This window comes from Arthrobacter sp. 135MFCol5.1 (genome assembly GCF_000374865.1).
Taxonomy (GTDB): domain Bacteria; phylum Actinomycetota; class Actinomycetes; order Actinomycetales; family Micrococcaceae; genus Arthrobacter.
In genome coordinates this window covers 82327-107785 of sequence record NZ_KB895465.1, presented here as the reverse complement: position 1 = coordinate 107785, position 25459 = coordinate 82327, and the positions used below count along the sequence as shown (strand labels likewise).

Here is a 25459-nt window from a genome sequence, read left to right as displayed (position 1 = left end):
ATCCTGGCGATGTCGTTGGGGTCCTCGCCGATCAGGCCCTCGGCGACCTCTTTGGCGTGGGCGTACTGTGCCGGTCCGCCGGCCCGTTTGGAGTAGCTGAAGCCGATGCCCGAATGCCCGAGTTCGGTGGTGATCTCGGCGAACAGGAAGACCACCTCGGTCATGGGCTTCTGCCGGCCGGTAAAGACTTTGGCGTCGCTGATGGGGACAGTGAGCGGCAGGCGTGCGGTGGACAGCTTGACGTGCCGGATCAGATCGACAGTACTCATTGATACTCCTAGGGGCGTGACTGGGCTCCATCGCCCACCTCTTTAGGATATAAGTTGATAACTTGTATTACAAGTTTGGGCTTTTGTTGTACTCACCACTCCGGGATCGCGGCAGGAATAGCGCCGGGCTGCGGTGCTGTTGACCCAGGCATGAAAGCAATTACCTACAGCGAATACGGCAGCCCCGACGTCCTTGAGCTCACCGAGCAGCCCATGCCGAAGGTGGGTCCGGGAATGGTCCTGGTCAAGGTGAAGGCGGCTGCAGTCAATCCGGTGGACTGGAAGATCATGGCGGGTTACCTGGATGCGGCCATGGACCTGCAGTTCCCGGCGATCCCGGGATGGGATGTGGCAGGCGTGGTGGAGTCGGTGGGAATCGATTCCCGGCAGTTCAAACCCGGCGACGAAGTGATCGCCTACGGGCGCAAGGACTACGTCCACGGCGGCAGCTTCGCCGAATACATTGCCTTGCCCGAAAGGCTCTTGGCGCGGAAACCCGCCGCCCTTGACTGGAACGGGTCCGCAGGCCTTCCGCTGGCGGGCTTGACTGCCTACCAGGTGCTGAACCGCCTTGGCCTCAGCGCAGGCGAGACCGTACTGATCCATGGCGGCGCCGGCGGCGTGGGATCCCTGGGCATCCAGATTGCCGTGGCGCTGGGCGCCGAAGTCATTGCGACGGCGTCGGAAAAGAACCACGATTTCCTCCGCTCCCTGGGCGCGCACCCCGTCACGTATGGTGACGGTCTTGCCGACCGGGTCCGGTCCCTGCGGCCCGGCGGGGTGGACGTGGTTGCCGATTTTGTCGGCGGCAACCTGGCGGCCACCCTCGACGTGCTTGCAGAAGGCGGACGGCATGCTTCGATCGCCGACAGTGACGTTGAAGAGCATGGCGGCACCTGGATGTGGGTCAGCCCTGTCGGCGCCCAGCTTCAGGAACTGGCGGACCTGGTGGATGAAAGGAAGATGCGGGTGGAGGTTGCCGAGGTGTTTCCCCTGGCCCGGGCCGCGGACGCATTCCGGCTCAACATGGAGGGGCATACCCGGGGCAAGATCGTGGTGACGGTGGATCACACAGTCTGAGTCCGCAACTGCCCGTTATTTCCTGATTGCGCCGAATCCTGCAATCAGCGCCTCGAGTCCGAGGCGGAAGGCGGTGTCGGCCGGGCGGCCGCGTTCCTGCCCGGCCGAGGCCTCCTGCCCTGATGCCGAATGTCTCACGGCCGCCGTGAAATAGGGCGTGGATTCCGCCATTGAACCGGCGTCGAAAATGTCCTCGGGCGCCGTGACGTCGTAGGCGGAGCCGAAGATAAAGGACTCCAGTGCCACGATGGAGGGTACGATCCGGTCCTGGGGAAAGCCGGCGTCCGAAAATCCCTTGCTGACGGTCTCGTACATGGCGAGGGTCTGCGGGGCATCCGTCACAGGCAGGACGGCGATGACGGGAATCAGCGGGGTGTGTTCTGCAAAGACATCCCGGTAGCTCCAGGCCCAGGTGCGCACGGCGTCTTCCCAGCTGCTGCCGCCGAATCCGGAGACATCCACCAAGGACATCAGATGGTCCTCCACCAGGAGCAGCACGTCGTGCTTGGACGCCACGTGGTTGTAGAGGGCGGACGGCGCAACGTCCAACACCTTGGCGAGGGCGGCCATGGTCAGCCCGTCATAGCCTTTGCGGCTGACCAGCTTCAGCGCGGCCGAGGTAATCCCCGCTTTGTCCAAGACCGCCGCCGACGGCCTGCCCGCCCGCCTCTTCTGCGCGCCCCCGCTGGTGGCGGCGCGTCCCTGTGCGGCTGATAGTGCCGGCATTCCTGCCCTTTCGTCGGTGGTCTCCAGCATTATTCCATCCGGGACTTCCGCTCCCGGATGCCACCGGTTATAGTTCTACTAAATGAATGCCATTCATTTAGTGGTTTCCATCACTAGGGAAGCCGAAGAGAGGACATCATGCTGAACCTGAACCGCGACGTCGTGGTCGTTGGAGCCGGGCCGTCCGGACTCACCGCCGCCCGTGAACTGAAGAAGGCCGGCCTCACCGTCGCCGTACTTGAGGCCCGCGACCGCGTGGGCGGCCGCACCTGGACGGACACCGTGGACGGCGCCATGCTCGAGATTGGCGGCCAGTGGGTTTCCCCGGACCAGACCGCCCTCCTGGAACTCCTCCGGGAACTGAACCTGGAGACCTACCCGCGCTACCGCGACGGCGAGTCCATCTACATCGGCGCGGACGGCACCCCCGTGCGCTACACCGGCGACTCCTTCCCCGTGGACGCGGACACCGCCGTCGAAATGGACCGCCTGGTGGCCCTCCTGGACGGCCTGGCCGCCGAGATTGGCGCCACGGAACCGTGGGCCCACCCGAAGGCCCGCGAACTGGACACCATTTCCTTCCATCACTGGCTGCGGCAACACTCGGCCAACGAGGAAGCCTGCAAGAACATTGGCCTCTTCATCGCGGGCGGCATGCTCACCAAGCCGGCCCACGCCTTCTCCGCCCTGCAGGCGGTCCTGATGGCCGCCTCCGCCGGCTCGTTCACCCACCTGACGGACGAGGACTTCATCCTCGACCGGCGCGTGGTGGGCGGGATGCAGCAGGTTTCGCTGCTTCAGGCGCAGGAACTGGGCGACGACGTCGTCCTGGACTCCCCGGTGCGCACCATCAACTGGGAGCAGGATGCCGACGGCGGCTACCGGGTCGCCGTCGAGTCTGACCGCGCTACCGTCAACGCCCGGTTTGTGGTCATGGCCGTGCCGCCCAACCTCTATTCCCGAGTCTCGTTCAACCCGCCGTTGCCGCGCCGCCAGCACCAGATGCACCAGCACCAGTCCCTGGGCCTGGTCATCAAGGTCCACGCCGTCTACGCCACTCCTTTCTGGCGGGACAAGGGACTTTCGGGTACCGGCTTTGGGGCGGATGCTTTGGTGCAGGAGGTCTATGACAACACCAACTACGGAGATTCCCGCGGCACGTTGGTGGGCTTCGTCTCGGATGAGAAGGCGGACGCCGTCTTTGAGCTCAGCGCCGACGCCCGGAAGAAGGCCATCCTGGAATCCATTGCCGGCTTCCTTGGCGACGAAGCCCTGGCTCCGGAGGTTTACTACGAGTCCGACTGGGGCTCGGAGGAGTGGACCCGGGGCGCCTACGCTGCCAGCTACGACCTGGGCGGCCTGCACCGTTACGGCAAGGACCAGCTGGCACCCGTGGGTCCTATCTACTGGTCCTCGTCCGACCTGGCCGCGGAAGGCTACCAGCACGTCGACGGTGCCGTCCGCATGGGGCGCCTGACCGCCGCGCGCATCGCCGAGGTGGCGAAGGTTCCGGTTGCCGCCGGCTGGTAAATAAGCATGCTTACTAATAGGCTGGCGGCGGGGAGCGTCCCCGACTTCAGACGAACGAGGTGAGGCATGACTGACGCGCAGAGCATCAGCAAGGTTACTGAGATCATCAACGATGCCAAGATCGGGATGGTCACCACCATCAACGAAGAAGGCGCCCTCGTCAGCCGGCCGCTGGCAGTCCAGGAGGTCATGGACGACGGCGATATGTGGTTCTTCACCGGCCTGGGCACCTCGCAGGTGGCGCACGTCCGGGCAGATCCGCGCGTCAACGTCGCCTTTGGCAAGAACACCGAATGGGTTTCCGTTGCCGGAACCGCCGAGGTGGTCACGGACCGGGCCAAGATCCACGAAATGTGGAACCAGGTGGTCGAGGCGTGGTTCCCCGACGGTCCGGACACCCCCGAAGTGTGCCTGCTCCGGGTCGAATCGGACTCCGCGGAGTACTGGACCAGCCCGGGTGGCACTGCGGCCACCGTGCTGCAGTGGGTGAAGTCTAAGGTCACCAACAGTCGGATGAGTGTTGGCGAGAGCGGAACCGTGGAGCTTTAGCAGAACCAGGGGGCGGAGCGGCTACGGCTGCTCCGCCCTTTTCAACGCCTGCAGGACTGCCGGCAGCAGCACGTCATTGCGGCCCCACAGCGGATCCAGGATCTCCACGTACCAGGAGTCCGCGAGGAGCAGGGCCAGGGCATCGTTGGTTTCCACGGCCCAGTCCCGGATCTGTTCCTCTTCCACCGGGTTTTCGCTGGAGCCGAGGACCGTGGTCACTTCCGATCCGGCGATGGTCACGGGGATGGCTGCGCTGCTGGCCTCGCCAGGCGCGTGCGCCACCGTCACCAGTTCGGTGCGGGTGGACAGCGCCAGCAGTTCACCAGCGGTGGCCGCACTGCAGAAGCCCGTGACGTATTCGCGTTGCGCCGCCGCACCGTCCCGGATGCCCGGTTGGGATTCCTTGGTGAAGAGGCCGTGCCGGTTCAGCTCTGCCAAGGCCCCGGCGATGGGCCTGGTCTCGTCGTCGGAGCCCGGGGCAAAGTGTCCGGGCTGGTAGGAACTACCGCCCTCCAGCCACCGGGCCGTCAGTTCCCCGGCGGCCTCAAGGGTAGTGGCTTGGCGCCAGACTCCACGGTCCTCCAACAGCCGGCCGAACTTGTCACGGACGGGCACTTCCTCAGGCTTCATCTTCGGATGCTATCGCCGGGGCGGCGGCCCGATCCACCGCCCCCGACACAGCAGTTAACCTCAGCCGGCCTGGTCGGCCGGCTGGCGGGATGGAATTCCGGCCGCCCGTTCGGCCGCCCGTTCGGCCGCCCGTTCGGCCGCCGCCAGGGTCGCCGCCAGGCTCCCGACGGCGTCCGGGTACGTCGCGTGCGCGGCAGTGCGCAGCTGGTCCGCCGTGCGCATCGCCTTGATCAGGGCGGAGGTCTCCGGCAGGCGCACGTCCGTCAGGGCGGGGTAGTCGATCATGCTGGCCGGATCGAGCTCATAGCGGCGCCAGCGGAGCAAAAGCTCGTCATGCCGAGCCGTCGCCGCCTGATGGGCAGAGAGCTGCCGGCGGTGCTCACGGCGGCCCGCATGCCAGGCCAGGTACCGGGGGGTGGCGTGGTGGGCGGCAATTCCCGCGGCCACCGCCGCGCCCGCCATGACAAGCCCGGACCAGGGGGACACCATCGCAGGGATGATCAACGCCGGAAGTGCAACGCACGAGCCCAGGAAAAGGTCCCAGAACAGCTGGTCCGGCACCTCGGCGGCGCGGCCCTTGGGTCCCAGTGCCCGGCGTCGTACGGCAAAAACTGTGGCGGCCACGCTGGCAACCAGGACCGGACCACACAACAGGACCGCCCACGCACCTTGATGCAGTCCCTGGAACAGGAATTGGTCCATGGCTGACATTGTGCACCTCCAGCGCCCGCAGGCCCCGGCCGGAACGCCCGGGCTGGTCATTCCATTGCATCGTCTTCCGGGCACCGCGTCAATGGCGTCAGGGAATGGCCACAGGGGGTACTGCAAAGCATCGGGAGGTGGGTAGCGTGGACCCATGCGTATCAAAATGTGCAGCATCCATGTCCAGGATCCCGCAGCGGCCCATGCCTTCTACACGGGGACCCTGGGCTTTGACACGCTCATGGCCATGCCTGAGTACAACCTCTACATCATCAAGGACCCCGGCGCGGACGACAGTTCCACGGGGTTGCTCCTGGAGCCCAGCGACAACCCGATCGGCGCGGACTACATGAACGCCGTGCGCGAAGCGGGCCTGCCCGCCATCGTCTTCGGCGTCCCGGACGTCCAGGCCGAATTCGAACGGCTGACGGCGGCCGGCGTCAGCTTCAAGACGCCGCCCACCACGGATCCCTTCGGCACCAGTGCCGTGTTCGACGACGGCTGCGGCAACTACATCCAGATCCACCAGGACTGAGGGCTACTCCGCCTTCGCGCGGTCCTTCTTGGCCTGCTTTTTCGCCGCCTCTTCCTTGACCCGCTGGGCCTCGGCGCGGACGGCAGCGTGCGTGGAACGCTCGGTGACCAGCCATTGTGGCGGTGCCTGCAGCAGGGCGGTGATTTCCGCCGTCGTAAGCGCTTCCTCCACGCCGCCGCGGGCAAGGCCGCTGATGGACACGTTCAGCTTCTGTGCCACCACCGGGCGGGGGTGCGGGCCGTTGCGGCGGAGCTCGGCGAGCCACTCCGGCGGGTTGGCCTGGAGCTCGGCGAATTCCTCGCGGGTGATGGTTGAATCCTGGAACTCCTGCGGCGCAGCAGGCAGGTAGATGCCAAGTTTCTTGGCAACGGTGGCCGGCTTCATGGACTGGGAGTTTGCAGAGGTCATGCTTCAAGGGTATCCGGGCGGCGGGTACTGTGAAGACGTGCCCGCCGACAATACCCCTGCCCCTGACGCCCCGGACGCCGTTGCCGGCGCAGAGCCGCGGATGCTTCGCATCTCCTACGTGGCAGGAGTGACGCCCGGTAAGTGGATCCGCCGGTGGGAGGAGCGGATGCAGGATATTCCGCTGCGCGCATCCATGGTTGACGACGGCGACCAGCTGGAGGTGCTTCGCGACGGCAGGGCGGACATGGCCTTTGTCCGGCTTCCGGTGGACCGGAACGGCCTCAATGTCATCCCGCTGTATGAGGAGCAGCCCGTGGTGGTGGCCCCCAAAGGCCACGAGATCTCCGTGTTCGAGGAAGTGGCGCTTGCCGACCTGGAAGAGGAATCGATCCTGGATGTGGCTTCATTGGGTGGACCGGAGGCGGCGCTCCAGGTGGTTGCCACCGGCGCCGGGCTGGTGATCCTCCCCATGCCGGTGGCGCGCCACCTCAACGTCAAAGACACGGTGGCGCGGCGGCTGACCGGGTTGGACGGGACGGAAATCGGGCTGGCCTGGCCTGTTGACGCCACGGACGAGGTCCTTGAAGAGTTCATCGGCATCGTCCGCGGGCGCACTGCCCACAGTTCGCGGCAGCCCTCTGCCCAGCCGGTCAAGGAAAAGAAGGGTCCCAAACCGGACCGGCGGGGAACCGGCACCAAAAAAGCCCCGAAAGTGGCCCAGCGCTATGCTCCCAACCCGGACAAGGGCCGTGGCAGGGGATCGCGGAAAAAGGGCAAAAGATAATCATTCACGGGTCCGTCGCGGCCAAATAATAAGTCTACTTGCGAATATGTTGCTAAGCATGCTTATTGTAGGAGGGTAGCGACGCGGGGTGACCAGCACCTTGCCACCTGCAGGAAGGCCGCGGCCCGATGACCAGCAACCTCGATCCTGATGCCCGGAGCAGTTACCGCCTGATCGCGTTGGCGGCGCGCCTGATCCAGCGGCGCCAGGACGATGCCTTGGCCCACCTTGGCCTCACCCGTGCCGCCGTCATTGCCCTGGAAGGGTTGACGGAGGGTCCGCTGAACCAGGAACAACTTGCCGAGGAAATCCGGGTCCAGAGCCAGACGCTGGGCCGGGTCCTCCTGCGGCTCGAAGCCGCCGGCCTGATTACCCGGACCCGCCAGGTCACGGACCGCCGGCAACTAAAGGTGGAACTGACGGATGCGGGCAGTGCCGCGGTCGAAGCCGCACGGGAAGCGGAGGTCAACGCCTACCCGCGCGACTCCGATATTTCGTGGAAAGCCCTCCGCGAGGAGCTGACGAAGTTCGTCCACGCGGTCCCGCCGGGCCATGACTCCGGAGTGGTCCCCTTCGCGCCGCCCGAACACCGTGCGGGGCACCGCGGCCAGGCCAGCCGTGCCGGCGGCATGCGCGGCTGGGACCAGCCCCGGCAGAACTGATCACACGCGGGGAGCGTGCCGAACGTCCGCGGAACCCTCGTGCTGGTCAGGCCGGGCAGGCGTCCTTGAGGGCCTTGACCGAGTCCGCCGGCACCTGGTCCCCGGATGCAGCCACGTCGCCGAGCGGCGTCGTGATTTCCGCCGGGACCCCGGCCTCCCGGGCCGCGGACACCAACCCTGCCAGCGCTTTCTTATCGTCCACGCTAACAAGTCCGTCCTGGACCCTGGCGCAGATCTGCTTGGTGACCTCCTGGGCAACGGCGGAGGCGGCCTGGGAAGCGGCGGCGCTGGCCGCGTTGCCGGCCGCGTCCCCTGCCGCGGCGCATCCGGTCAACAATAAAGCTGCGGACAGGACGGCGGTGAGGGCTGCGTGGCGGCGGATCATGGTTCCAGACTACCGGCGGGCGGGAACCCCCAGGATGCCGTCCAGCAGCCCATTCCGGAATTTGCCCTCCGGATCGTGCCCGGCGGCGAAGGCCCGGAAGTCTGCGAAGCGCGGATAGAGCTTCTCCCAGTCGTAAGCGTCCGCGGAAAACAGCTTTCCCCAGTGCGGCCTCGCCCCGAAGGGCCGCAGGGCTTCTTCAAGGACCGGAAGGAAAGCCTCCACCTCGGGTTGCATCGGCTTCCAGGTAAAGTGCAAGGCCACGCTCGGCTGCCGGAAGAACGGGCTGAGCCAAAACTCATCGGCGGCGCCGGTGCGGATCTCCGAGACAAAGAGCAGGGGTGCGAGCTCGTCCGCGAGGGCCCGGACCGCCTGGAGGGCCGCGGGGGCCTGCCCGATGGGCAGGATGAACTCGCTTTGCAGCTCGTCCCCGTTGCTCGGCGTGAATTCATGGCGGAAATGCGGCAGACGGTCCAGCCAGGGCCCGGGCTGGTCCAGCTGGAGGGTGCAGTTCTCGGCAGACATGTCCGGCAGTGGATGGCGCGGGCGCTGGGCCGGTGTGGCGCCGTACAGGTTGGCCAGCGGCTCTTCCCCGTCAAGGGCTTTGAGCCAGACCTGGTTGACGGTGTCACCGGCATAGTCCGTAAAGAGGCTGACGCTGTAGGCGCTGGACACGATGGCGGTGAAGTCCTCCAGCGCGGCATCCCACGGAAGGTCTTCCAGGACGCGCTGGCGCATGCTGAAGCTTGGCCGTACCGCCAGTTCCAGCCCGGTGACGATGCCGAGGGCACCCATGCCCACCACGCTGGCCAGGAAGTCGTCCCCGTCCTTCCGGGACAGCGTGACCTGCTCGCCCGAGGCCCGAACCATGTCGATCGATTCCACGGCGCCGGCCAGTGCGGGGTTGTTGACGCCGGAACCGTGGGTGCCGGTCTGCACCGCGCCGGCTACCGAGATGTGCGGCAGTGATGCCATGTTGTGGATGGCAAGGCCGGCCTCTTCCAGCTTCCGGCACAGGGCACCGTAGCTCACCCCGCCGCTGACCCGGACCGTTGAACGGTCCGCACCCACCTCCACCTGCTGGGGGAGTGCATCGAGGAGGACGTGCATGCCGTCCGTGTCGCCGACGCTGTTGAATGAGTGCCGTGACCCCAAGGCCTTCACCCGCGTCGATCCGGCGACGATAGCAGCCAGTTCGCTGACCGATTCCGGCCGCCGGACATCAGCGGAGGAGTATTGGAGGTTTCCTGCCCAGTTCTTCATTGAGTGGCTTTCGCTTGGTGTTGGGGTCATCCCACTGTCAGCGCTAACAAAGTGGGCTGTCAAGGCACTTCCGGTGTGCGGGCGGCGGCCCGCCAGTGTCCGGGCCGTCCGATACCCGCCGGGAGGCTCGTGGCCGCGCTGCCCCGCGCCGCGGCAACCTGCGCCTGGGTGAGGAACAGCGCTCCCGCCAGGTCGGCGTCGTCCAGCCTTGCATCCCGCAGGTCGGCGCCCAGCAGGTCCACAGCCGTCAGGTCCGTGCCGCGCAGGTCGGCGGCGATCAGGCAGGCCCCGCGCAGGTCCGCACCGCTCAGCTGCCAGCCGCGGAGGTCGGCGCCTGCCAGGTCGGCACTTGGAGCCAGGTGGACAACGCGCGGATCGGAGTCGAAGTAACCTGCGCGGACCTCCTCGCTGACCTCCCGCAGAACCGCGCCAACACTCTCATGGAGGGACCCGACGTCGGCTGCAAGGACCGTTTCGAGGCTTCCACCGGCGATTCTCTGTACGAGGCTGTGTACCTGGCCCACCTCCCGTGCCGTTTCCGGGCTGTAAGCAAGCGACTCCGCCCGGTCCAGTTGCCAGAGCATTTCGTGGAGCTGCCGCAGGACCTTGAAGGCGGTAAACATGTCCTTGGCCGACCGGGGGTCCTCCCGCCAGCTGGTCCCTCCGAAGAGCCGCTGGCTGACGGCCTGGCCGGCACCGAAGCAGTCAAAGGCCGTGCAGCCCGCGAACCCGCGGGCGCGCAGGCTGCGGTGGATGGTGCAGGAGAAGTCGCCTGCCAGGTTGGGGCACGGGGTGGCTGGCGGCTTGTCGATGGCAAAGTCCGCGGAGCGGGTGAATCCGAAGGCGGTGCAACACAGTGCAAAGCACTGGGTGCAGTCAGGTGTGAGGCGTGGGGTGGTGGGTTCCATGGGGGCTCCCTGGGGTGGTTCCGATAAGGGTGCGGAAAGGAAGGGAACCCGGGTTCGGGTTCCCCTCCGGGACGCACGGAATCACCGTTCCTGTACGGAAGGACAAGAACTGCCGGCAGCGGGATGTCACTGGGAATGCATGAAAGTCACTGCGACCAGAATAGCCACTGCGGGCCTGCTCCGTCAGGAGGTCCCTGTATCTCCTGCCTGCGTGGTGCGCGGCGGCGGGACGCGGCGGCTGCCGGTGGTTTCGAAGGCCGCGGCCAGCTGGAGCAGGTCCGTGTCGCTGTACGCTTTGCCGGCGATGGTCAGGCCCACGGGCATGGCAAGGTCAGCCGCGACTCCCATCGGGACCGTGACCGTGGGGATGCCCAGGTGCCGGGGGACCAGGTTTCCGTTGGCCACCCACACGCCGTTGCGCCACGCGATGTCTGCGGAAGCCTCGTTGCTGTCGGCATCGGCGGGTGCAACGTCGGCAGCTGCCGGGAACACCACGGCATCCAGTCCCAGCCGGTCCATCCATTCCTCCAGGTCGACGCGCCGGGTTTCCTCCAGCCCCGCCAATCCTTCGGGCAGGTGCGGAATATCGGCCAGGACTGGAACGCCGTACTCCCGGATCCAGGCGGGATAGTCGCTGATGTCGTCATCGAACCCGTCGTAGCGGTCCGGCAGCGAACCTTCAGGGGCTGGGAAGATGGCGGAGCCGTCCACGTCAGACAGGCGGTTCAGCCGCGGATCACCGTTGGCATCAAGGAAGTCATTCCACGCCCAGGCTGACAGGTCCACGATCTCCCGCCGCAGATACTCCGGGGACACGAATCCCCGCGTGGCGATGGTGGGCGCGCCCGGCCGGTCCCCTTCGTAGTTGGACACCACGGGGAAGTCCACTTCGATGACCTCCGCACCTGCGGCCTCGAGGTCCTGCCGGGCTGCGTTCCAGAGGTCCAGCACCGAGTCCCGGGTATTGATCCGCTGCCCCGTGGGACCACCGATGCCCGGATGGTCCGACGTCCCGGCGTCGGGATCGGCGTTGATGTACATCCGGGGGATACCCAGCCGCTTGCCCGCGAGGACGCCGGCTGCTGCGGAAGCGTCCGGCACGGCCAGCTCAACGTACGACGGCGGGCGGACACTTGATGCCTTGGGTACCGGCACCCACGGCTGGACGCGCCAGAAATCCCCGCGTGCCTCGGCGTCGTCCGCCACCACGACGTCCAGGACTTCGAGCAGGTCGGCCATGGTCCGGGCGTGCGGAACCACCACGTCCATGGTGGGCACCAGGGGCCAGTTTCCGCGGACGGAAATGACCCCGCGCGAGGGGGTATAGGCACACAGGGCGTTGTTGGACGCCGGGGCGCGACCGGAGGACCAGGTCTCTTCCGCGAGGCCGAACGCCGCGAAACTGGCGGCGGTGGCGGTCCCGGAGCCGTTGGACGAACCTGACGCGAAGGCGGCCGTGAGGTAGTCCGCGTTGTATGGGCTTTCTGCCCGGCCGTAGACCCCGCGCTGCATCCCGCCGTTGGCCATGGGAGGCATGTTGGTAAGCCCGATCAGGACTGCGCCGCCGGCCCGGAGCCGTTCAATGGTGAAGGCGTCGCGCTGCGCCACCAGGTCCTTGAACGCCGGGGAACCGGCGGCCACGGTGAGGCCGCGGACCTGGTAACTGTCCTTGGCCGTGTAGGGGATGCCGTCCAGCGGGCCCAGCGTGAAGCCGGCCGCCCGGCGCCGATCGGACGCCTGCGCCTCGGCCACCGCCGCAGGGTTCATGACCACCATGGCATTTAGACATATGCCTGATGAGTCATATTTTCGGATCCGCTCCAGGTACAGCTCCACCAGCTCCTCGCTGGTGACCTCGCCGGACTCGAGCGCCGCACGCAGCCGGCTGATGCCGGCCTCGACGACGTTGAACGGGCGGGCTGCGGGCGCGGACTTTTGCTCCTCGACCAGTTTCACGCGGCCTCCTCCCTCGGGGCAGGCTGCTGCTGGGTGATGCAGTGAATGCCGCCGCCGAAGGCGAAGATGTCGCGGGCGTCCACCAGTTCCACAGTTCGGCCCGGGTACGCGCGCTCGAGGATGCCTGCGGCGATGGCGTCGTTGGGATCATCGAAGCTGCACAGCACCACCACGTCGTTAGCCACGTAGTGGTTGATGTAGGACCAGTCCACCCAACCTTCGTCGTCCTTGAGGGTTGTGGGCGCGGGAACGTCGATAATGCGCAGCGGCCGGCCCTGGGCGTCCATTTGGCCGGACAGGACCGCCTTCAGTTGGAGATAGACGGCGTGATCCGGGTGTGCGGGGTCGTCTTGGCGGTGAAGCAGGATGGTGCCGGGTCCAGCGAAGGTTGCCACGATGTCCACATGGCCGCGGGTGCCGAATTCGTCGTAATCGCGCGTGAGTCCGCGCGGCAGCCAGATGGCCTTGCTGGTCCCCAGGGCCGCGGAAACCTCCGCTTCCACGGAGTCCTTGGTGGCGCCGGGGTTGCGGCCGGGATCAAGCTGGACGGTCTCGGTCAGCAACACTGTCCCCTCACCGTCCACGTGGAATCCGCCGCCCTCGTTCACCAGTGGACTTGTCCGGACGGGGACGCCGGTTGTGGCGGCGACGGCCTTTGCCACTGCTTCGTCGTTGCCCCAGGCTGCCCATTCCTGGGCGCCCCAACCGTTGAAGATCCAGTCCACGGCGGCCACTGATCCGTCCGGTTGGTGTACGAAGGTGGGTCCGCTGTCCCGAAGCCAGGCGTCATCGAGGGGGACCTCCACGATGTCGATGCCCGTGCCGAGCCATTCCCGTGCGGCCGTGGCGTCCCGGGGATCGGCCACCACGGTGACCGGCTCGTACCTGGCAATGGTCTGTGCCACCCTGGTCCACGCGGCGCGGGCGCGGTCAAGGGTGGGGCTGCCTGTTGGACCGAAGGTTTCGTTGGGTGGCGGAAATGCCATCCAGGTGCGCTGGTGGGCCTCCCACTCGGCGGGCATCCCGGTGGTGGCGGAGGGCGAAACGTGGTTGGGGGCGGCGGTGGCCCCAACGGCGGTCGAATAAATGAATGACATTCATTTATTATGGAGAGGCGGATGTGTCGTGCGCAAGGGTTACGCCGATTCAGTCCATGCCTGACCGGTCAACTGCCGCCAGGATGGCACGTGCCAGTTCCGCCGGCTTGGTGAATTGCGGCCAGTGGCCGGTGGGCAGGTCGACATAGTCGACGTCGTGGACCCGCGCCAGCTCGGCGACGAACGGACTGCCGGCCGCGATCCACTCCCTGAGCAGGGCCGCGGGAAACTCGCACGCAATCACAGTGGCGGGCACGGCGTAGCGGCGCTCGTCATGCAGGTGCTGCCTGCCGTAGGCCACGCCCCGCGGTTCGGGAATGGCGCGTGCGCGGAAGGCCCGGCGGAGCCCGTCGTCCAGGTCCACCAGGTCGGCGTCATCGAAGCTTTCCCAAGGCGGAAGGGGAATGTCGTCACCCTCGGCGGGCAGTTCGTCATTGATCACACCCCCTTCGCCCAGTGGGCCGCTGTCCACGTAGATGGCGCGCTCCACCTTGTCCGGCCGTGCGTCAACGGCCCCGTGGATGATGGCGCCACCTCCCGAATGCCCCACCAGGACCACCTTGCCGCCGATGGCATCGACGGCCTGGACCACGGCGTCTATGTGGTCCTGCAGCCCTATTCCGGCCCGGCTGGAGTCCACCGATTCCAGTCCGGGCAGGGTCAGGGGGTGGGGGCGGTGGCCCGCTGCCTCCAGGGCAGGTGTCACCTCCGCCCAGGATGAAGCGTCCAACCAGAATCCGGGTACCAGGATGATGTCCATGACCGCACCCTACCCCCCACCCCCTGCGCCGGAGCAAGGGGCCGCTACCGCTTCCGGTTCCGGCCCTTCCCGGCGTTCCGGCTGCCGCGTTCGAAGGCCTCGCGCTCTGCGGAGCGCTGCGACTTTCCCGCGGAGACCACCTTCTGCTGCCACTCCCGGTGGTAAGCGCGCTGGGCGGCAACGTCGGAGCGGCGGGCCAGGGCTGCGAGTTCACGCTGCATCCTCAGGTACGAATTCCAGCGCCGTTCCTCCAGGACGCCCCCGTCAATCGCTTCCCGGACTGCGCAACCGGGCTCAGTTCCGTGCGCGCAGTCCGCAAACCGGCAGCCCGCGGCCAGTTCCTCCACGTCGCCGAACATCCCGCCCACGCCTTCGCCGGCGTCGAACAGCCCGAAACCCCGCACGCCGGGTGTGTCCATCAGCACCGTGCCGTTGGACAGCGGCACCAGTTCGCGGGCGGTGGTGGTGTGCTTGCCCTTGAAATCGCCGGACCTCACGGCACCGGTCTCTTGGACTTCCTGCCCCGCCAAGGCGTTGATCAAGGTGGACTTGCCGGCTCCGGACGGACCCAGGAGCACAATGGTGCCTCCGGCCGGAATGCGGCCCATCAATTCGTCGATGCCGTCGCCGTTCTCGGCAGAGGTGGTCACCACGTCCACGCCCGCCGCCTGAAGGACCACCTTCCCGACGACGTCGTCCGCCACCTGCGCAAGGTCAGCCTTGGTGATGATCACCAGGGGAGTGGCGCCCGAGTCCCATACCGCCACCAGGGTCCGCTCCAGCCGGTTGTGGGTGAGCGGCCGGTCCACGGGCACCACCACGCCAACGGTGTCCATGTTGGCGGCAAGGACCTGCTCGGCGGACGAGTCCTCGAAGGCACGTTTGCGGCTGAGCTCGGACCGGCGGGGCAGGATGGCCAGGATCTGGCGCCCGCCGGCGCGGTTGGGGCCGATCCAGACCCAGTCACCGGTGACGGGCTGGTCGCCGGTGAGCGGGTAGGGAAGGTGGAGCAGCCCGTCGGCGACGGCGACCAGCAGCAGCGTTCGGTCCACGCGCACCACCCGCCCGGCGCTGGTGGCCTCGGGGTTGGGATGTGCGGCGAAATGGCGGGCGACGGCGGGCGTGTAGCCGTAGGCGAAAGGGCCCTCGGCCGTTGAAGGGTTGTTGATGCCAGGGTTGTCCAGGGCGTTGCCTGAAGGAATATGCACGTTGGTGTCCTCGGAAAGGTTCCCGGAGCAGGCGCGAGGTACCGGTCAGGAATCTCAGGAATGGCGCGTGCAACGGGAAAGGATGGTTGATGGTGTTGATGCGGGGCGCTCACGGCGCGCGGCAGTTGCAGTCATCAAAGCCACCTCCTCTCCCTCGTGCGGGTCCCGTCACCCTGCCGGGAACGGCAGGATGGGGCCGGGACCCACTTTAGTGGCCACCGGCGTCGGGCACCAGAGCCTGGACCACAAGGGGGGCGGACTCCCGTGGATCCACCCCCTTCCGGCCGCTAGGCGCTGGTGGCGTCCTGGACCTCGCCCACCAGCTCCTCGATGATGTCTTCGAGGAAGAGCATCCCTGTGGTCCTGCCGCCGGCGTCGAACACCCGGGCCACGTGGGCCCCCGTCCGGCGCATGGCGGCCAGCGCATCCTCAAGGTCGGCGCCGGCAAAGGCCGAGGCGAGGCGCCGGATCCGCTTGGCCGGCACCGGCTGGTGGAACTTCCCGGCCGTGGTCAGGTCCATGACGTCCTTCAGGTGGAGGTAGCCGCCAGGTTCCCCGGCCGGGTTGGTCAGGATGTACCGGGAGTAGCCGTGCCCGGCTACGGCCAGCTGGATATCAGCAGGCGTGGCCGACTCCGGCAGCAGCACCATCTCCGCCATGGGGACCTGGACATCTGCCACGGTCTTGGCCGTGAATTCGAAGGCGTTGCTCAGGGTGCCACTGGTGTCAGCCAGCATCCCGTCCCTGGTGGACTGCTCCACGATGGTGGCGACCTCGTCCAGCGTGTAAGCGCTGGTGGCCTCATCCTTGGGTTCCACCCGGAAGAGCCGGAGGACGGCATTGGCAATCCCGTTCAGCGACCAGATCACCGGTTTGAATACCCGGGCCACCAGGACCAACGGGGGAGCGAGCAACAGGGCCGCCCGGGTGGGTACCGAGAAGGAGATGTTCTTGGGCACCATTTCCCCCACCACCACATGCAGGAACGTCACCAGCAGCAGCGCCACAACGAACGCGATGATGCTGATCGCCTCATAGGACAGGGATGTCAGGCCCAGCGGGATTTCCAGGAGGTGGTGGATGGCGGGCTCGGAGACGTTCAGGATGACCAGCGAGCAGACAGTGATGCCCAACTGGCTGGTGGCCAGCATGAGGGTGGCATGCTCCATGGCCCAGAGGGTGGTTTTGGCCGCCTTGCTCCCCGCCTCCGCCTTGGGCTCAATCTGGGACCGGCGTGCGGAAATGACGGCAAACTCGGCACCGACGAAGAAGCCGTTCACCAGCAGGAGCACGGCCAGCCAGATGATGCCGGGAAGGTAGTCACTCATGGGCCAGCTCCTGGGTCAGGTTGTCGATGATCCGGTCATGCGGGCTCCGCGGCGGTTCGGCGGCCCCGGCGGGAGTGAAGCGGAGCCGCTCCACGTGCATCCCCGCCACGCGCTCCACACGGAGGGTGCCGCCGTCGACCGCCACTTCGTCGCCCAGCTCCGGCAGCCGGTCCAGCTGGTCCGTGACGAACCCGCCAACTGTGTCGTACTCCTCCCCGTCCGGAACCTCGATGCCGGTGCGGTCCAGCAGTTCATCGGGGCGCAGCGCCGCGTCGAACGTGACGGACCGGCCAACCCGGACCACACCCGCCCGTGCGCGGTCGTGTTCATCCTCGAGTTCGCCCACTATCTCTTCCACCAGGTCCTCGAGCGTGACGATTCCGGCGGTACCGCCGTACTCGTCGGAGACGATGGCCACCTGGAGCCCCTGCCGGCGGAGGAGGCCCAGGAGGGTGTCCACGCCCATCGACTCCGGGACCCTGAGCGGTTCAACCATCAGCCCCGCCGCGGTGGTCCCGGCGCGCTGGTCCAGGGGCAGCGCGAACGCCTGCTTGACGTGCAGGAGGCCCAGCACCTCGTCCCGGTCGCGGCCGATCACGGGAAAGCGGGAGTAGCCGGTGGCCGTGGCAAGGGCCACAATGTCCTCGGCGGTGTCACCGGACGCGACAGCCGCCATGCGCACGCGCGGAGTCATCACGTCCGCTGCGCTGTACTCCGAAAAACGCAGGGTGCGGCGCAACAGGGTGGCGTGGTCAAGGTCCAAGACCCCTTCGACGGCGGAGCGGCGCACCAGGGAGCTCAGCTCCTCGGCGCTGCGCGCACCGGAGAGCTCCTCCTTCGGTTCGATCCCGAACCCCCGGATGATCCGGTTGGCTGTGTTGTTGAAGAGCAGGATCACCGGCTTGAACACAGCCGTGAACAGGGCCTGGAACGGGACCACCACCTTGGCGGTAGCCAGCGGCAGTGCCAGGGCGAAGTTCTTCGGGACGAGCTCGCCCACCACCATCGAAAAGACCGTGGCCAGGAAGATCCCGGCAACGGAGCCAACGGCGGGAACCACCGCATCGGGAACGCCCAGCGAGGTGAGCGGCGCGCTGAGCAGCCGGCTGATGGCCGGTTCAAAGGTGTAGCCGGTGAGGAGGGTGGTCAGCGTGATGCCCAGCTGCGCACCGGAAAGGTGGGTTGAGGTGATCCGCAGCGCTTTGATGGTGGGGCCCAGCCGCTTCTCGCCGCGGGCCTGTCGGGACTCGAGGTCATGCCGGTCAAGGTTCACCAGGGCGAACTCGGAGGCGACGAAGAAGCCGGTACCGACGGTCAGGACCAGGCCGATGCCCAGCATGATCCATTCATACATTGGGGCGCCCCTCTCCTGTGGTGGCCGGTGGTCCGGTCAGGCGGCAGAGGGGCAAAGGCATGTGTGAAGGAGGGTCGTCCATAACCGGTTCAACTCCGCTCCCGCCGGCGAAGTTCCCCGCGGGGTTCCAGATCCCGTCCAGTGCGGGGTTCCGCGCTTAATCATGGTGCGGGGTTCTTCTGCCAGGCGCGGCGGGGTGTGATACTTGCTGCGGCAGCATTCGGGCTTTTGGGGGGACTTCCTGCATATGGTTCTGGACACCGCAACCCTGCGCATCGCGTTTGGCCTGATGGCCCTGGCGCTGGTGGTCCTCTTCTACTTTTCCGCATACCGGGTGACGCGCTCGCCGTACAGCGGCTGGTGGTGCGTTGCCCTGGTGTTCTTCCTGGCGGGGTCGGGCTGCTTCCTGCTGAACGGCACCCCCCACCAGGTTTGGGCCAATCCGCTGGGTAACGCGGTGCTGGTGTACGGTGCGGTGGCGGTCTGGGCCGGGGCACGTTCCCTGCGGACTGCGCCGCCGCCGAAGTGGGCCTTCACGGGCATCCCGCTGGTCACGCTGGTTGCCTCCGTGCTGGACCACCCGGCCACCAACACATGGTCCGGTGGCGCCGTGTTCCTCGCCGCCATGAGCGCCACCATCGGGCTGGCATCCCATGAGCTGTGGCGCCTGGAACCCGGCTACTCGAGGGTCCGCATTCCCATGGCCGTGGCTGCTGGAGGGCTGTCCGTTTTCTACTTGTTCCGGTGGGTGGCCTTCCTCCTGGACGGCCAGGACGGTCCAGTGTTCGTCACGGTCTTCGGGTCCGCCGTGACCACCATGGTGACCATGGTGCTGCTGGTGGTGGTCTCCTTCAGCATGGCAGCACTGAGCAGCGAACAGCAGACGCGTGCCCTCCGCGTGGTGGCCACCCGCGATGACCTCACCGGGCTCCTGAACCGCAAGGCGTTCCTGGACCTTGCTGCCGAGCAGCTCGCAGACCGCGCCATCACCCGCGGATCCGGGGCGTTGATCCTTGCCGACCTGGACCATTTCAAGACGGTCAACGACACCTACGGGCACGCTGCCGGGGACTTCGCCCTGAAGGCCTTCGCTGACGCCTGCGTAGCCACCGTGCGTTCCACGGACTTGACCGGGAGGTACGGCGGGGAGGAGTTCGTCATCCTGGTTCCCGGGGCCAGCGCCGAGCGGGCGGAGGCAATCGCGGAGGAGATCAGCAGGCGGCTGGCCGACGCTGCCGCGCCGGGCGGACTGGAGCTGCCCACGGCCAGTTACGGGATTTCCGTCTACGACGCCGGCACCTCCAGCGTGGACCGCCTCATCGCTTCAGCCGATGCCGCCCTCTACCGGGCCAAATCGCTGGGCAGGAACCGCGCCGCCCGCAGCGACGAGATGCTGTAGGGCGGCGCGGCTCCCGACTGCCGGTCAGAGCGGCTGGAGGGCGTCCGCCTGGCCGGCAAGGAGCGTCAGGGCCACGGCTTCAGGCCGGTCCACGGTGCTCTGGATGGCCACGGAGGTGCCCTTGCGGGCCGAATCGAGGATGGATTCCATGACTTCCAGGACGTGGTAGGCCAGGGCACCTCCCGCGCGCGGTTCCTTGCCCTGCGGGGTGGAAGCCAGGTCAGCGATGCCGAACCCGCGTCCGGAGTCGATGTAGCCTGCGGAGGCGGGAAGTGTTTCCCAGTCCTCGGCGCCCAGGGAGAACAGCTGGACGTCGCCGTCGAAGTGGTTGGGGTCCGGCACCACCAGGGATCCGCGTTCGCCGTGGATTTCGATGTTCGGGGACTTGGACTTCACGGCGTCGAAGCTCATGAACAGGGTGGAAAGTGCACCCGAGGCGTGGACCAGGACGCCCGTGACGTGGGAGTCGATGTTAACGGCTACCTGCTCGCCCTGCCGCGGTCCGGACCCGATGGTTCGTTGGTTCCGGGTATGGCTGGCGGCACCCACCACGGACACCACCGGTCCCAGCAGCGTCACCAAGGCCGTGACGTAGTAGGGCCCCATGTCCAGGAGGGGCCCGCCGCCGGGCTGGTAGTAGAAGTCCGGGTTTGGGTGCCAGCGTTCGTGCCCCGGAGTTGCCATGGTGGCGGTGGCCGAGATGGGTGCGCCGATCAGGCCGTCGTCGATCGCTTTGCGGGCGGTTTGGATCCCGGTGCCCAGCACGGTGTCAGGGGCGCAGCCGACGGCGACACCGGCCTCGCGTGCCGCATCCAGCACCTGGCCTGCTTCCTCGGTTGTGGCTGCCAGCGGCTTTTCGCCGTAGACGCTCTTGCCGGCGGCGATCGCCTTTAGCGCAACGTCAGCATGCGCGGCGGGGATGGTCAGGTTCAGGACCAGTTCGACGTCGTCCGCGGCAAGGAGTTCCTCCACGGAGATGGCGCGGACGCCCTCGTAACCGTCCGCAACGGCCTGCGCACGCGCCGGGTCGAGGTCCGCGACGGCGACCAGCCGGATCTGGTCCAACCGGCGGAAAGTGGTGAGGTACTGGGCGATGATGGCTCCGCAGCCAATGATCCCTACGTTCAACGGCTTGCCCACAGCAGGCCCCTTTCGATGATGGTGCGTACGTTCCGGTCCTGCAGGATTTCCACCCGGTGCCCGGGCGTGCAGACGAAGATCCGGCCCTTGCCCCACTGGCGGGTCCAGATGGCGGGGGAGGTGACTTCGCGGTGCCAGGGGTCCCACTCGCGGACTTTTTGGGTGGTGGTGGCGAGGACGTCGATGTAGTCGTCCGAGAGGACCCAGTACTGCTCGGTCTCCAGGTCGAAGTCCTGGATGCCCCGGGTGATGGGGTGTTCGGCCGCCGCGGGCAGCATATTGACGGTATAGGGCACATAGTTGTCCGACTGCTCGCCGATGCACTCATCCGGGTGTTTGCCTGGGTGGCAGGCGAACTGGCCGCCGATCAGGTGCAGGTAGTCGGAGGTGTTCCGGTAGGAATCGGCGATTCCACCGTGCCAGCCGGCCAGGCCGGTGCCGTTCTCCACGGCGGCCCGCAGTCCGGCGAACTCGTCCTTTTCGATGGTGGACATGGTCATGCACTGCACGATCAGGTCCACCCCGGCCATGTACGCGGCGTCGGCGTAGACCTTGGGGGATTCCTCCACCCGGACGTCATAGCCGTTGTCTTTGAGATAGGGAATGAAGAGCTCGGTGGCCTCGTAGGGCTGGTGGCCGTCCCAGCCGCCCCGGACCACCAGTGCATGCTTGCGTTCTGTCATTGGATTTCCTTTGTTTGGCTACCGGCCTCGCGGGCCGGAAGGAGCAGGGATCAGCGGCTCGCGAAGGCGGCGTCGAAAGCGGCTGCGGGCGGGGCAATGCGTGCCAGTTCCCGGACCATGGCAAGGGCCTGCGGGGCGCCGATGAGGCGGTCCATTCCAGCATCCTCCCATTCGATGCTGGTGGGACCCTCGTAGCCAATGGCGTTCAGTGTCCGGAAGATGCGGTTCCACTGCACGTCACCGTGTCCTGCCGTGACGAAGTCCCAGCCCCGGCGGGGGTCCGCCCAGGCGAGGTGTGAACCCAGCCTGCCGTTGCGCCCATCCAGCTGCCGGACGGACTCCTTCACATGCACATGGAAGATCCTGTCCGCGAAGTCCTGAAGGAACATCACGGGATCCAGGTCCTGCCAGATGAAGTGGGAGGGATCGAAGTTCAGCCCAAAATTTTCCCTGTGGCCAATAGCTTCAAGGGTCCGCTTCGTGGTCCAGTAGTCGTAGGCGATCTCGGACGGGTGGACCTCCAGGGCGAACCGGACTCCCACGTCGTCGAAGACGTCCAGGATGGGGTTCCACCGGTCCGCGAAGTCCTGGTAGCCGGCGTCGACCATTGCCTGCGTGGCGGGCGGGAACATGGCGACGGCCTTCCAGATGGAGGAACCGGTGAACCCCGTCACGGTCTTGACGCCAAGCCGTGCGGCCGCCCGGGCGGTGTCCTTCATGGATTCCGCTGCCCGGCGGCGCACCCCTTCAGGCTCACCGTTGCCCCAGACCTCCGCCGAGAGGATGCCTTGGTGGCGCTCATCGATGGGGTCGTCGCAGACGGCCTGGCCGGTCAGGTGGTTGGCGATGGCGAACACCTGGAGGTTGTTTTTCTCCAGGATGTCCAGCCGGCCCTGGAGGTAGTTGTCGTCCTCCGCTGCCCGGCGGGGGTCCAGGTGGTCGCCCCAGCAGGCGATTTCCAGCCCGTCAAAACCCCACTCGCCGGCAAGCCGGGCCACTTCCTCGAAGGGCAGGTCGGCCCATTGGCCGGTGAACAGCGTGATTGGTCGTGTCATTGGGTGTTCCTTGGGTTCTTGGAGCTGTGGATCGCTCAGACTTTTTGCCATTGGCTCGAATTCGCGGCGCTGGACTCCACGGCAGCAAGGACCCGCTGTACCTGCAGGGCATCCGCGAAGGACGGTTCAGGCTGCCGGCCTTCGCCGATGGCGGTGACGAGGTCCACCACCTGGTGGGTGAAGCCGTGTTCGTACCCGAGGCCGTGCCCGGTGGGCCACCAGTTTCCGACGTACGGGTGCTCGGGCTCGGTGACGAAGATCCGGCGGAATCCTGCGTCGGGCGATTCAGCCGCGTCGTAGAAGGAGAGGACGTTCATCTCCTCGAAGTCAAAGGCGAGGGAACCTTTGGTGCCGTTGATCTCCAGCCGCATGGCGTTCTTCCGGCCCAGGGCGTACCGCGTAGCTTCAAACACGCCGATCGCGCCCGCGGAGGCGCCGCCGTCGAACCTTGCGCTGAAGATGGCCGCATCATCGACGGTGACACTCCCGCGCGGGGCCTCGCTGCTGACGTCGCCGTGGCCGCCCAGGCCCACCAGGTCGCCTGCCAGCGGACGTTCGGGGACGAAGGTTTCCAGCAGTGCCGAGACCCCGCTGATGTTTTGCCCCGTGACCCACTGGGCGGCGTCGATGCTGTGCGCACCGATGTCGCCCAGGGACCCGGATCCGGACTTGGCCTTGTCCAGCCGCCAGGTCATGGGGGCGTTGGCGTCGGCGAGCCAGTCCTGCAGGTATTGGGCCCGGACGTGCCGGAGGTCGCCGATCCGTCCCTGCTCCACGAAGCGCTTGGCCAGTGCCAGGGCCGGGGTGCGTCGGTAGCTGAAGCCGCACATGGAGAGGACGCCGTGCTTCGCGGCAGTCTCCGCGGCCAGTGTCATTCGTTCGGCTTCTTCCACGGAGTTGGCCAGCGGCTTTTCGCACAGCACGTGCTTGCCGGCTTCGAGGGCCGCGATGGCGATCTCCGCGTGGGTGTTGCCGGGCGTGCAGATGTCGATGAGGTCGATGTCGTCGCGTTCGATCAGGCGCCGCCAGTCGGTCTCCACGGAGTCCCAGCCCAGCTTGTCTGCGGCCGCCTGGACGCCGTTGGCATTCCGCCCGGCCACTGCGGTGAGCTGTGGCTGCAGCGGCAGGTCGAAGAACCGTGGCGCGGTGCGCCAGGCGTGGGAGTGGGCGGCACCCATGAAGGCGTAGCCCACCATGCCCACCCGGAGGGGTTTGGCGATGCTCATGGCATCGGTCCTTTCTACTTGCTGAAGCCGGCGGTCAGGCCGCTGAGCAGCTGCCGGCGGGCGATGACGTACACCACGAGGAGTGGAAGGGTGGCCAGCACGACGGAGGCAAGAATGGCGGGGATGTTCACGCTGAACTCGCCTTGGAAGGTCCACAGCGACAGGGGCAGCACCCTGGTGGCGGGACTCTGCGTCAGGATCAGTGGGAAGAGGAAGCCATTCCAGACGTGGAGGGCGTTGTAGATGCCCACGGTGATGACGGCGGGCTTGGTCATGGGAAGCGCAAGCCGCCACATCATGGCCCAGTCCGAGCAACCATCCAGACGCATCGACTCAAACAGCTCATTGGGGACGTCCCGCATGAAGTTGGAGAGGATGAGGACGCTGACCGGGATGGCAAAGGCCACGGACGGCAGGATCAGCGCCAGCAACGTGTCGTACATGTGGGCCTTGGTGATCATCCAGTAGATGGGGATGATCGTGGCGTGCAGCGGGATGGCCAGGCCCAGGAGGAAAAGGTTGTTCGTCAGGCTCAGGAACTTTCCCCGTCCGCGGACGATGGCGTACGCGGCCATGAAGGAGACCAGCAGCGCCGGCAGCACCGTGCCCAGCGTGACGATCAGGCTGTTGGCGAAGTACCTGGCGAAGTTGTTGTCCAGCACCAGCTTGTAGTTATCCAGCGTAGGTTCCGTTGCCGGCAGCATCGGGTTGGACGTGAAGAACCCCGCCTGGTTCTTGAAGCTGGTGATCACCACGTAATAGATGGGCACGATGATGACGGCGAGCCAAAGCCAGCCGCCCAAGCCGCCCAGGAGGTTCGGCCGCATCCGGCCTGGCCCCTTGGACCTGACAGCTGGTTTTTCCGCGATGGTTCGGGTGGCCGGCGAAGGGGGAATCGGGAGTTGTGTCGTGGACGCCATCAGGCACCTTCCAATTGGCTCGCGTTGCGGTTCTTTCCGCCCAGGCGCTGGAGCAGGAGCGCCAGTCCCAGGCCGATGACGATCAGCATGACGCCGAGGGCGCTCGCCGCGCCCATGTCATTGGCCTTGAAGCCGGTGAGGTACATATGCAGCGGAAGGAGCCGGGTGCTGTAGCCCGGTCCGCCGCCGGTCAGCACGAAGATCAGGTCGAAGTAGGCCAGGCTGCCCACCACCATCAGGGTGGAGGAGGTGATGATGGTGTACTTCAGCTGCGGCAGGGTGATGTTCCAGAACTGGCGCAACCGGCCTGCGCCGTCGATTTCAGCTGCCTCATAGAGCGAGGCCGGGATCTGGCGCACGCCGCCTTGGTAGATCAGTGTGTGGAACGGGACAAACTGCCAGGCAATAACGAAGACGACCACGAAGAGGACCAGATCCGAGTTGCCCAGCCAGTCTTGGGCGAGGATGGGCAGGTTGAATCCGGGGCCCAGGCCGAAGTTGGGATCGAGCAGGGCTTTGAAGGCGATGGCAACGGCCGCGGACGACAGCAGCAATGGCAGGAAGTAGAGGACGGCAAGGGCCGCCCGGTACTTTTGGCCGCCGGCGGTGAAGACCCCCAGCAGCAGGCTGACGGGGGCCTGGACGATGAACGAGAAGAACATGACTTTGGCAGTCACGACCAGCGCGTTGCCCGTTACCGGATCGGTCAGTACCGTCGTCCAGCTGGCCAGGCCCTGCAGCTTGATCTCGCCCAGTCCGTTCCAGCTTGTGAAGCTGAGGAAGACAACGCCGATCAGCGGGATGACGGCAAAGGCGAGGAAGAAGACCAGCGCCGGGACCGCGAGCCACCCCGAGGGGCCCGAGTCACGGACCCCCCGGTTGGTAGAACCAAGAACCGCCATGGC

At 66.7% G+C, this 25459-nt stretch carries 26 protein-coding genes and 1 pseudogene; 7 read left to right on the top strand and 20 right to left on the bottom strand.

Features of this window, described 5'->3' with window-relative positions; translation table 11 throughout:
• Positions 1-269, bottom strand: a pseudogene (locus tag C563_RS0117620) (L-talarate/galactarate dehydratase); the annotation flags it as partial.
• 150 nt (positions 270-419) lie between these two features.
• Here C563_RS0117620 and C563_RS0117615 point away from each other — a divergent pair.
• Positions 420-1349, top strand: coding sequence for an NADP-dependent oxidoreductase (locus tag C563_RS0117615; RefSeq protein WP_018763396.1), 930 nt, complete (start codon positions 420-422; stop codon positions 1347-1349).
• 15 nt (positions 1350-1364) lie between these two features.
• Here the strand turns inward: C563_RS0117615 and C563_RS0117610 are convergent, their stop codons facing one another.
• Complete coding sequence (locus C563_RS0117610; RefSeq protein WP_231369923.1) at positions 1365-2075, bottom strand: TetR/AcrR family transcriptional regulator; 711 nt, start codon at positions 2073-2075, stop codon at positions 1365-1367.
• Between the two features lie 138 nt (positions 2076-2213).
• On the opposite strand from C563_RS0117610, the gene C563_RS0117605 reads away from it, so the two are divergent.
• Positions 2214-3605 carry a flavin monoamine oxidase family protein gene (locus C563_RS0117605; protein WP_018763394.1) on the top strand — a complete coding sequence of 464 codons (1392 nt, stop codon included), beginning with the start codon at positions 2214-2216 and terminating at the stop codon, positions 3603-3605.
• A gap of 66 nt (positions 3606-3671) precedes the next feature.
• Positions 3672-4154, top strand: coding sequence for a pyridoxamine 5'-phosphate oxidase family protein (locus C563_RS0117600; RefSeq protein ID WP_018763393.1), 483 nt, complete (start codon positions 3672-3674; stop codon positions 4152-4154).
• Between the two features lie 21 nt (positions 4155-4175).
• On the opposite strand, the gene C563_RS0117595 is transcribed toward C563_RS0117600, so the two are convergent.
• On the bottom strand, positions 4176-4784 hold the full coding sequence (locus C563_RS0117595; RefSeq protein ID WP_018763392.1) for a DUF6919 domain-containing protein: 609 nt from the start codon (positions 4782-4784) through the stop codon (positions 4176-4178).
• 60 nt (positions 4785-4844) lie between these two features.
• Complete coding sequence (locus tag C563_RS0117590) at positions 4845-5486, bottom strand: hypothetical protein (protein WP_231369922.1); 642 nt, start codon at positions 5484-5486, stop codon at positions 4845-4847.
• 154 nt (positions 5487-5640) lie between these two features.
• Here C563_RS0117590 and C563_RS0117585 point away from each other — a divergent pair, with 154 nt between their 5' ends.
• A complete protein-coding gene (locus C563_RS0117585) occupies positions 5641-6021 on the top strand; it encodes a VOC family protein (protein ID WP_018763390.1) in 381 nt (126 codons plus the stop codon).
• 3 nt (positions 6022-6024) lie between these two features.
• On the opposite strand, the gene C563_RS0117580 is transcribed toward C563_RS0117585, so the two are convergent.
• A complete protein-coding gene (locus C563_RS0117580; RefSeq protein WP_026265045.1) occupies positions 6025-6429 on the bottom strand; it encodes a DUF5997 family protein in 405 nt (134 codons plus the stop codon).
• On the opposite strand from C563_RS0117580, the gene C563_RS0117575 reads away from it, so the two are divergent.
• Entirely contained in the window at positions 6392-7213 is an 822-nt protein-coding gene (locus tag C563_RS0117575) for a LysR substrate-binding domain-containing protein (RefSeq protein ID WP_018763388.1), read from the top strand. The two genes, C563_RS0117580 and C563_RS0117575, sit on opposite strands and share 38 nt — an antisense overlap.
• 128 nt (positions 7214-7341) lie before the next feature.
• Positions 7342-7875: a MarR family winged helix-turn-helix transcriptional regulator gene (locus tag C563_RS0117570; RefSeq protein ID WP_018763387.1), complete on the top strand. Its 534-nt coding sequence runs from the start codon at positions 7342-7344 to the stop codon at positions 7873-7875.
• Positions 7876-7921: 46 nt separating this feature from the next.
• On the opposite strand, the gene C563_RS0117565 is transcribed toward C563_RS0117570, so the two are convergent.
• From C563_RS0117565 to C563_RS0117525, 9 genes are all read right to left on the bottom strand, one after another.
• The gene (locus tag C563_RS0117565; RefSeq protein ID WP_018763386.1) at positions 7922-8260 is read right to left on the bottom strand and encodes a hypothetical protein; all 339 of its coding nucleotides are present in this window, start codon (positions 8258-8260) and stop codon (positions 7922-7924) included.
• A 9-nt stretch (positions 8261-8269) separates the two neighbouring features.
• Positions 8270-9520: a D-arabinono-1,4-lactone oxidase gene (locus tag C563_RS0117560; RefSeq protein WP_018763385.1), complete on the bottom strand. Its 1251-nt coding sequence runs from the start codon at positions 9518-9520 to the stop codon at positions 8270-8272.
• A 59-nt stretch (positions 9521-9579) separates the two neighbouring features.
• A complete protein-coding gene (locus tag C563_RS0117555; protein WP_018763384.1) occupies positions 9580-10428 on the bottom strand; it encodes a pentapeptide repeat-containing protein in 849 nt (282 codons plus the stop codon).
• A gap of 183 nt (positions 10429-10611) precedes the next feature.
• Positions 10612-12384 (bottom strand): amidase, encoded by a 1773-nt coding sequence (locus tag C563_RS0117550; RefSeq protein WP_018763383.1) that lies wholly within the window; start codon positions 12382-12384, stop codon positions 10612-10614.
• Positions 12381-13481 carry an agmatine deiminase family protein gene (locus tag C563_RS0117545; protein ID WP_018763382.1) on the bottom strand — a complete coding sequence of 367 codons (1101 nt, stop codon included), beginning with the start codon at positions 13479-13481 and terminating at the stop codon, positions 12381-12383. The genes C563_RS0117550 and C563_RS0117545 overlap by 4 nt, the downstream gene beginning before the upstream one ends.
• Before the next feature lie 49 nt (positions 13482-13530).
• Positions 13531-14241, bottom strand: a complete 711-nt coding sequence (locus C563_RS0117540) for an alpha/beta fold hydrolase (protein ID WP_018763381.1) — start codon at positions 14239-14241, stop codon at positions 13531-13533.
• Between the two features lie 44 nt (positions 14242-14285).
• On the bottom strand, positions 14286-15449 hold the full coding sequence (gene rsgA, locus C563_RS0117535; protein WP_018763380.1) for a ribosome small subunit-dependent GTPase A: 1164 nt from the start codon (positions 15447-15449) through the stop codon (positions 14286-14288).
• A gap of 287 nt (positions 15450-15736) precedes the next feature.
• Entirely contained in the window at positions 15737-16777 is a 1041-nt protein-coding gene (locus C563_RS0117530) for a hemolysin family protein (RefSeq protein ID WP_018763379.1), read from the bottom strand.
• A complete protein-coding gene (locus tag C563_RS0117525) occupies positions 16770-18131 on the bottom strand; it encodes a hemolysin family protein (RefSeq protein ID WP_018763378.1) in 1362 nt (453 codons plus the stop codon). Before C563_RS0117525 ends, C563_RS0117530 begins: the two co-directional genes overlap by 8 nt.
• A gap of 247 nt (positions 18132-18378) precedes the next feature.
• Between C563_RS0117525 and C563_RS0117520 the strand changes: the two genes are divergently transcribed.
• Positions 18379-19530 (top strand): GGDEF domain-containing protein, encoded by a 1152-nt coding sequence (locus tag C563_RS0117520; protein WP_026265040.1) that lies wholly within the window; start codon positions 18379-18381, stop codon positions 19528-19530.
• A 24-nt stretch (positions 19531-19554) separates the two neighbouring features.
• Here the strand turns inward: C563_RS0117520 and C563_RS0117515 are convergent, their stop codons facing one another.
• From C563_RS0117515 to C563_RS0117490, 6 genes are all read right to left on the bottom strand, one after another.
• A complete protein-coding gene (locus C563_RS0117515) occupies positions 19555-20670 on the bottom strand; it encodes a Gfo/Idh/MocA family protein (RefSeq protein ID WP_018763376.1) in 1116 nt (371 codons plus the stop codon).
• Positions 20655-21353: a ThuA domain-containing protein gene (locus C563_RS0117510; protein ID WP_018763375.1), complete on the bottom strand. Its 699-nt coding sequence runs from the start codon at positions 21351-21353 to the stop codon at positions 20655-20657. The genes C563_RS0117515 and C563_RS0117510 overlap by 16 nt, the downstream gene beginning before the upstream one ends.
• Before the next feature lie 50 nt (positions 21354-21403).
• Positions 21404-22408 (bottom strand): sugar phosphate isomerase/epimerase family protein, encoded by a 1005-nt coding sequence (locus C563_RS0117505; protein ID WP_018763374.1) that lies wholly within the window; start codon positions 22406-22408, stop codon positions 21404-21406.
• Between the two features lie 35 nt (positions 22409-22443).
• Positions 22444-23634: a Gfo/Idh/MocA family protein gene (locus C563_RS0117500; RefSeq protein WP_018763373.1), complete on the bottom strand. Its 1191-nt coding sequence runs from the start codon at positions 23632-23634 to the stop codon at positions 22444-22446.
• A gap of 14 nt (positions 23635-23648) precedes the next feature.
• Positions 23649-24461, bottom strand: coding sequence for a carbohydrate ABC transporter permease (locus C563_RS0117495; protein WP_018763372.1), 813 nt, complete (start codon positions 24459-24461; stop codon positions 23649-23651).
• A gap of 92 nt (positions 24462-24553) precedes the next feature.
• A complete protein-coding gene (locus C563_RS0117490; RefSeq protein ID WP_018763371.1) occupies positions 24554-25456 on the bottom strand; it encodes a carbohydrate ABC transporter permease in 903 nt (300 codons plus the stop codon).
• Between the last annotated feature and the right edge of the window lie 3 nt (positions 25457-25459).

What these genes read in the sequence shown, in the direction of transcription:
- C563_RS0117565 (WP_018763386.1), bottom strand. Translation starts at nt 8,260, where the DNA reads ATGATCCGCCGCCACGCAGCCCTCACCGCCGTCCTGTCCGCAGCTTTA.
- C563_RS0117505 (WP_018763374.1), bottom strand. Translation starts at nt 22,408, where the DNA reads ATGACACGACCAATCACGCTGTTCACCGGCCAATGGGCCGACCTGCCC.
- C563_RS0117555 (WP_018763384.1), bottom strand. Translation starts at nt 10,428, where the DNA reads ATGGAACCCACCACCCCACGCCTCACACCTGACTGCACCCAGTGCTTT.
- C563_RS0117610 (WP_231369923.1), bottom strand. Translation starts at nt 2,075, where the DNA reads ATGCCGGCACTATCAGCCGCACAGGGACGCGCCGCCACCAGCGGGGGC.
- C563_RS0117500 (WP_018763373.1), bottom strand. Translation starts at nt 23,634, where the DNA reads ATGAGCATCGCCAAACCCCTCCGGGTGGGCATGGTGGGCTACGCCTTC.
- C563_RS0117490 (WP_018763371.1), bottom strand. Translation starts at nt 25,456, where the DNA reads ATGGCGGTTCTTGGTTCTACCAACCGGGGGGTCCGTGACTCGGGCCCC.
- C563_RS0117530 (WP_018763379.1), bottom strand. Translation starts at nt 16,777, where the DNA reads ATGAGTGACTACCTTCCCGGCATCATCTGGCTGGCCGTGCTCCTGCTG.
- C563_RS0117605 (WP_018763394.1), top strand. Translation starts at nt 2,214, where the DNA reads ATGCTGAACCTGAACCGCGACGTCGTGGTCGTTGGAGCCGGGCCGTCC.
- C563_RS0117570 (WP_018763387.1), top strand. Translation starts at nt 7,342, where the DNA reads ATGACCAGCAACCTCGATCCTGATGCCCGGAGCAGTTACCGCCTGATC.
- C563_RS0117540 (WP_018763381.1), bottom strand. Translation starts at nt 14,241, where the DNA reads ATGGACATCATCCTGGTACCCGGATTCTGGTTGGACGCTTCATCCTGG.
- C563_RS0117545 (WP_018763382.1), bottom strand. Translation starts at nt 13,481, where the DNA reads ATGTCATTCATTTATTCGACCGCCGTTGGGGCCACCGCCGCCCCCAAC.
- C563_RS0117595 (WP_018763392.1), bottom strand. Translation starts at nt 4,784, where the DNA reads ATGAAGCCTGAGGAAGTGCCCGTCCGTGACAAGTTCGGCCGGCTGTTG.
- C563_RS0117560 (WP_018763385.1), bottom strand. Translation starts at nt 9,520, where the DNA reads ATGAAGAACTGGGCAGGAAACCTCCAATACTCCTCCGCTGATGTCCGG.
- C563_RS0117580 (WP_026265045.1), bottom strand. Translation starts at nt 6,429, where the DNA reads ATGACCTCTGCAAACTCCCAGTCCATGAAGCCGGCCACCGTTGCCAAG.
- C563_RS0117510 (WP_018763375.1), bottom strand. Translation starts at nt 21,353, where the DNA reads ATGACAGAACGCAAGCATGCACTGGTGGTCCGGGGCGGCTGGGACGGC.
- C563_RS0117585 (WP_018763390.1), top strand. Translation starts at nt 5,641, where the DNA reads ATGCGTATCAAAATGTGCAGCATCCATGTCCAGGATCCCGCAGCGGCC.
- C563_RS0117615 (WP_018763396.1), top strand. Translation starts at nt 420, where the DNA reads ATGAAAGCAATTACCTACAGCGAATACGGCAGCCCCGACGTCCTTGAG.
- C563_RS0117590 (WP_231369922.1), bottom strand. Translation starts at nt 5,486, where the DNA reads ATGGACCAATTCCTGTTCCAGGGACTGCATCAAGGTGCGTGGGCGGTC.
- C563_RS0117495 (WP_018763372.1), bottom strand. Translation starts at nt 24,461, where the DNA reads ATGCGGCCGAACCTCCTGGGCGGCTTGGGCGGCTGGCTTTGGCTCGCC.
- C563_RS0117525 (WP_018763378.1), bottom strand. Translation starts at nt 18,131, where the DNA reads ATGTATGAATGGATCATGCTGGGCATCGGCCTGGTCCTGACCGTCGGT.
- C563_RS0117600 (WP_018763393.1), top strand. Translation starts at nt 3,672, where the DNA reads ATGACTGACGCGCAGAGCATCAGCAAGGTTACTGAGATCATCAACGAT.
- C563_RS0117520 (WP_026265040.1), top strand. Translation starts at nt 18,379, where the DNA reads ATGGTTCTGGACACCGCAACCCTGCGCATCGCGTTTGGCCTGATGGCC.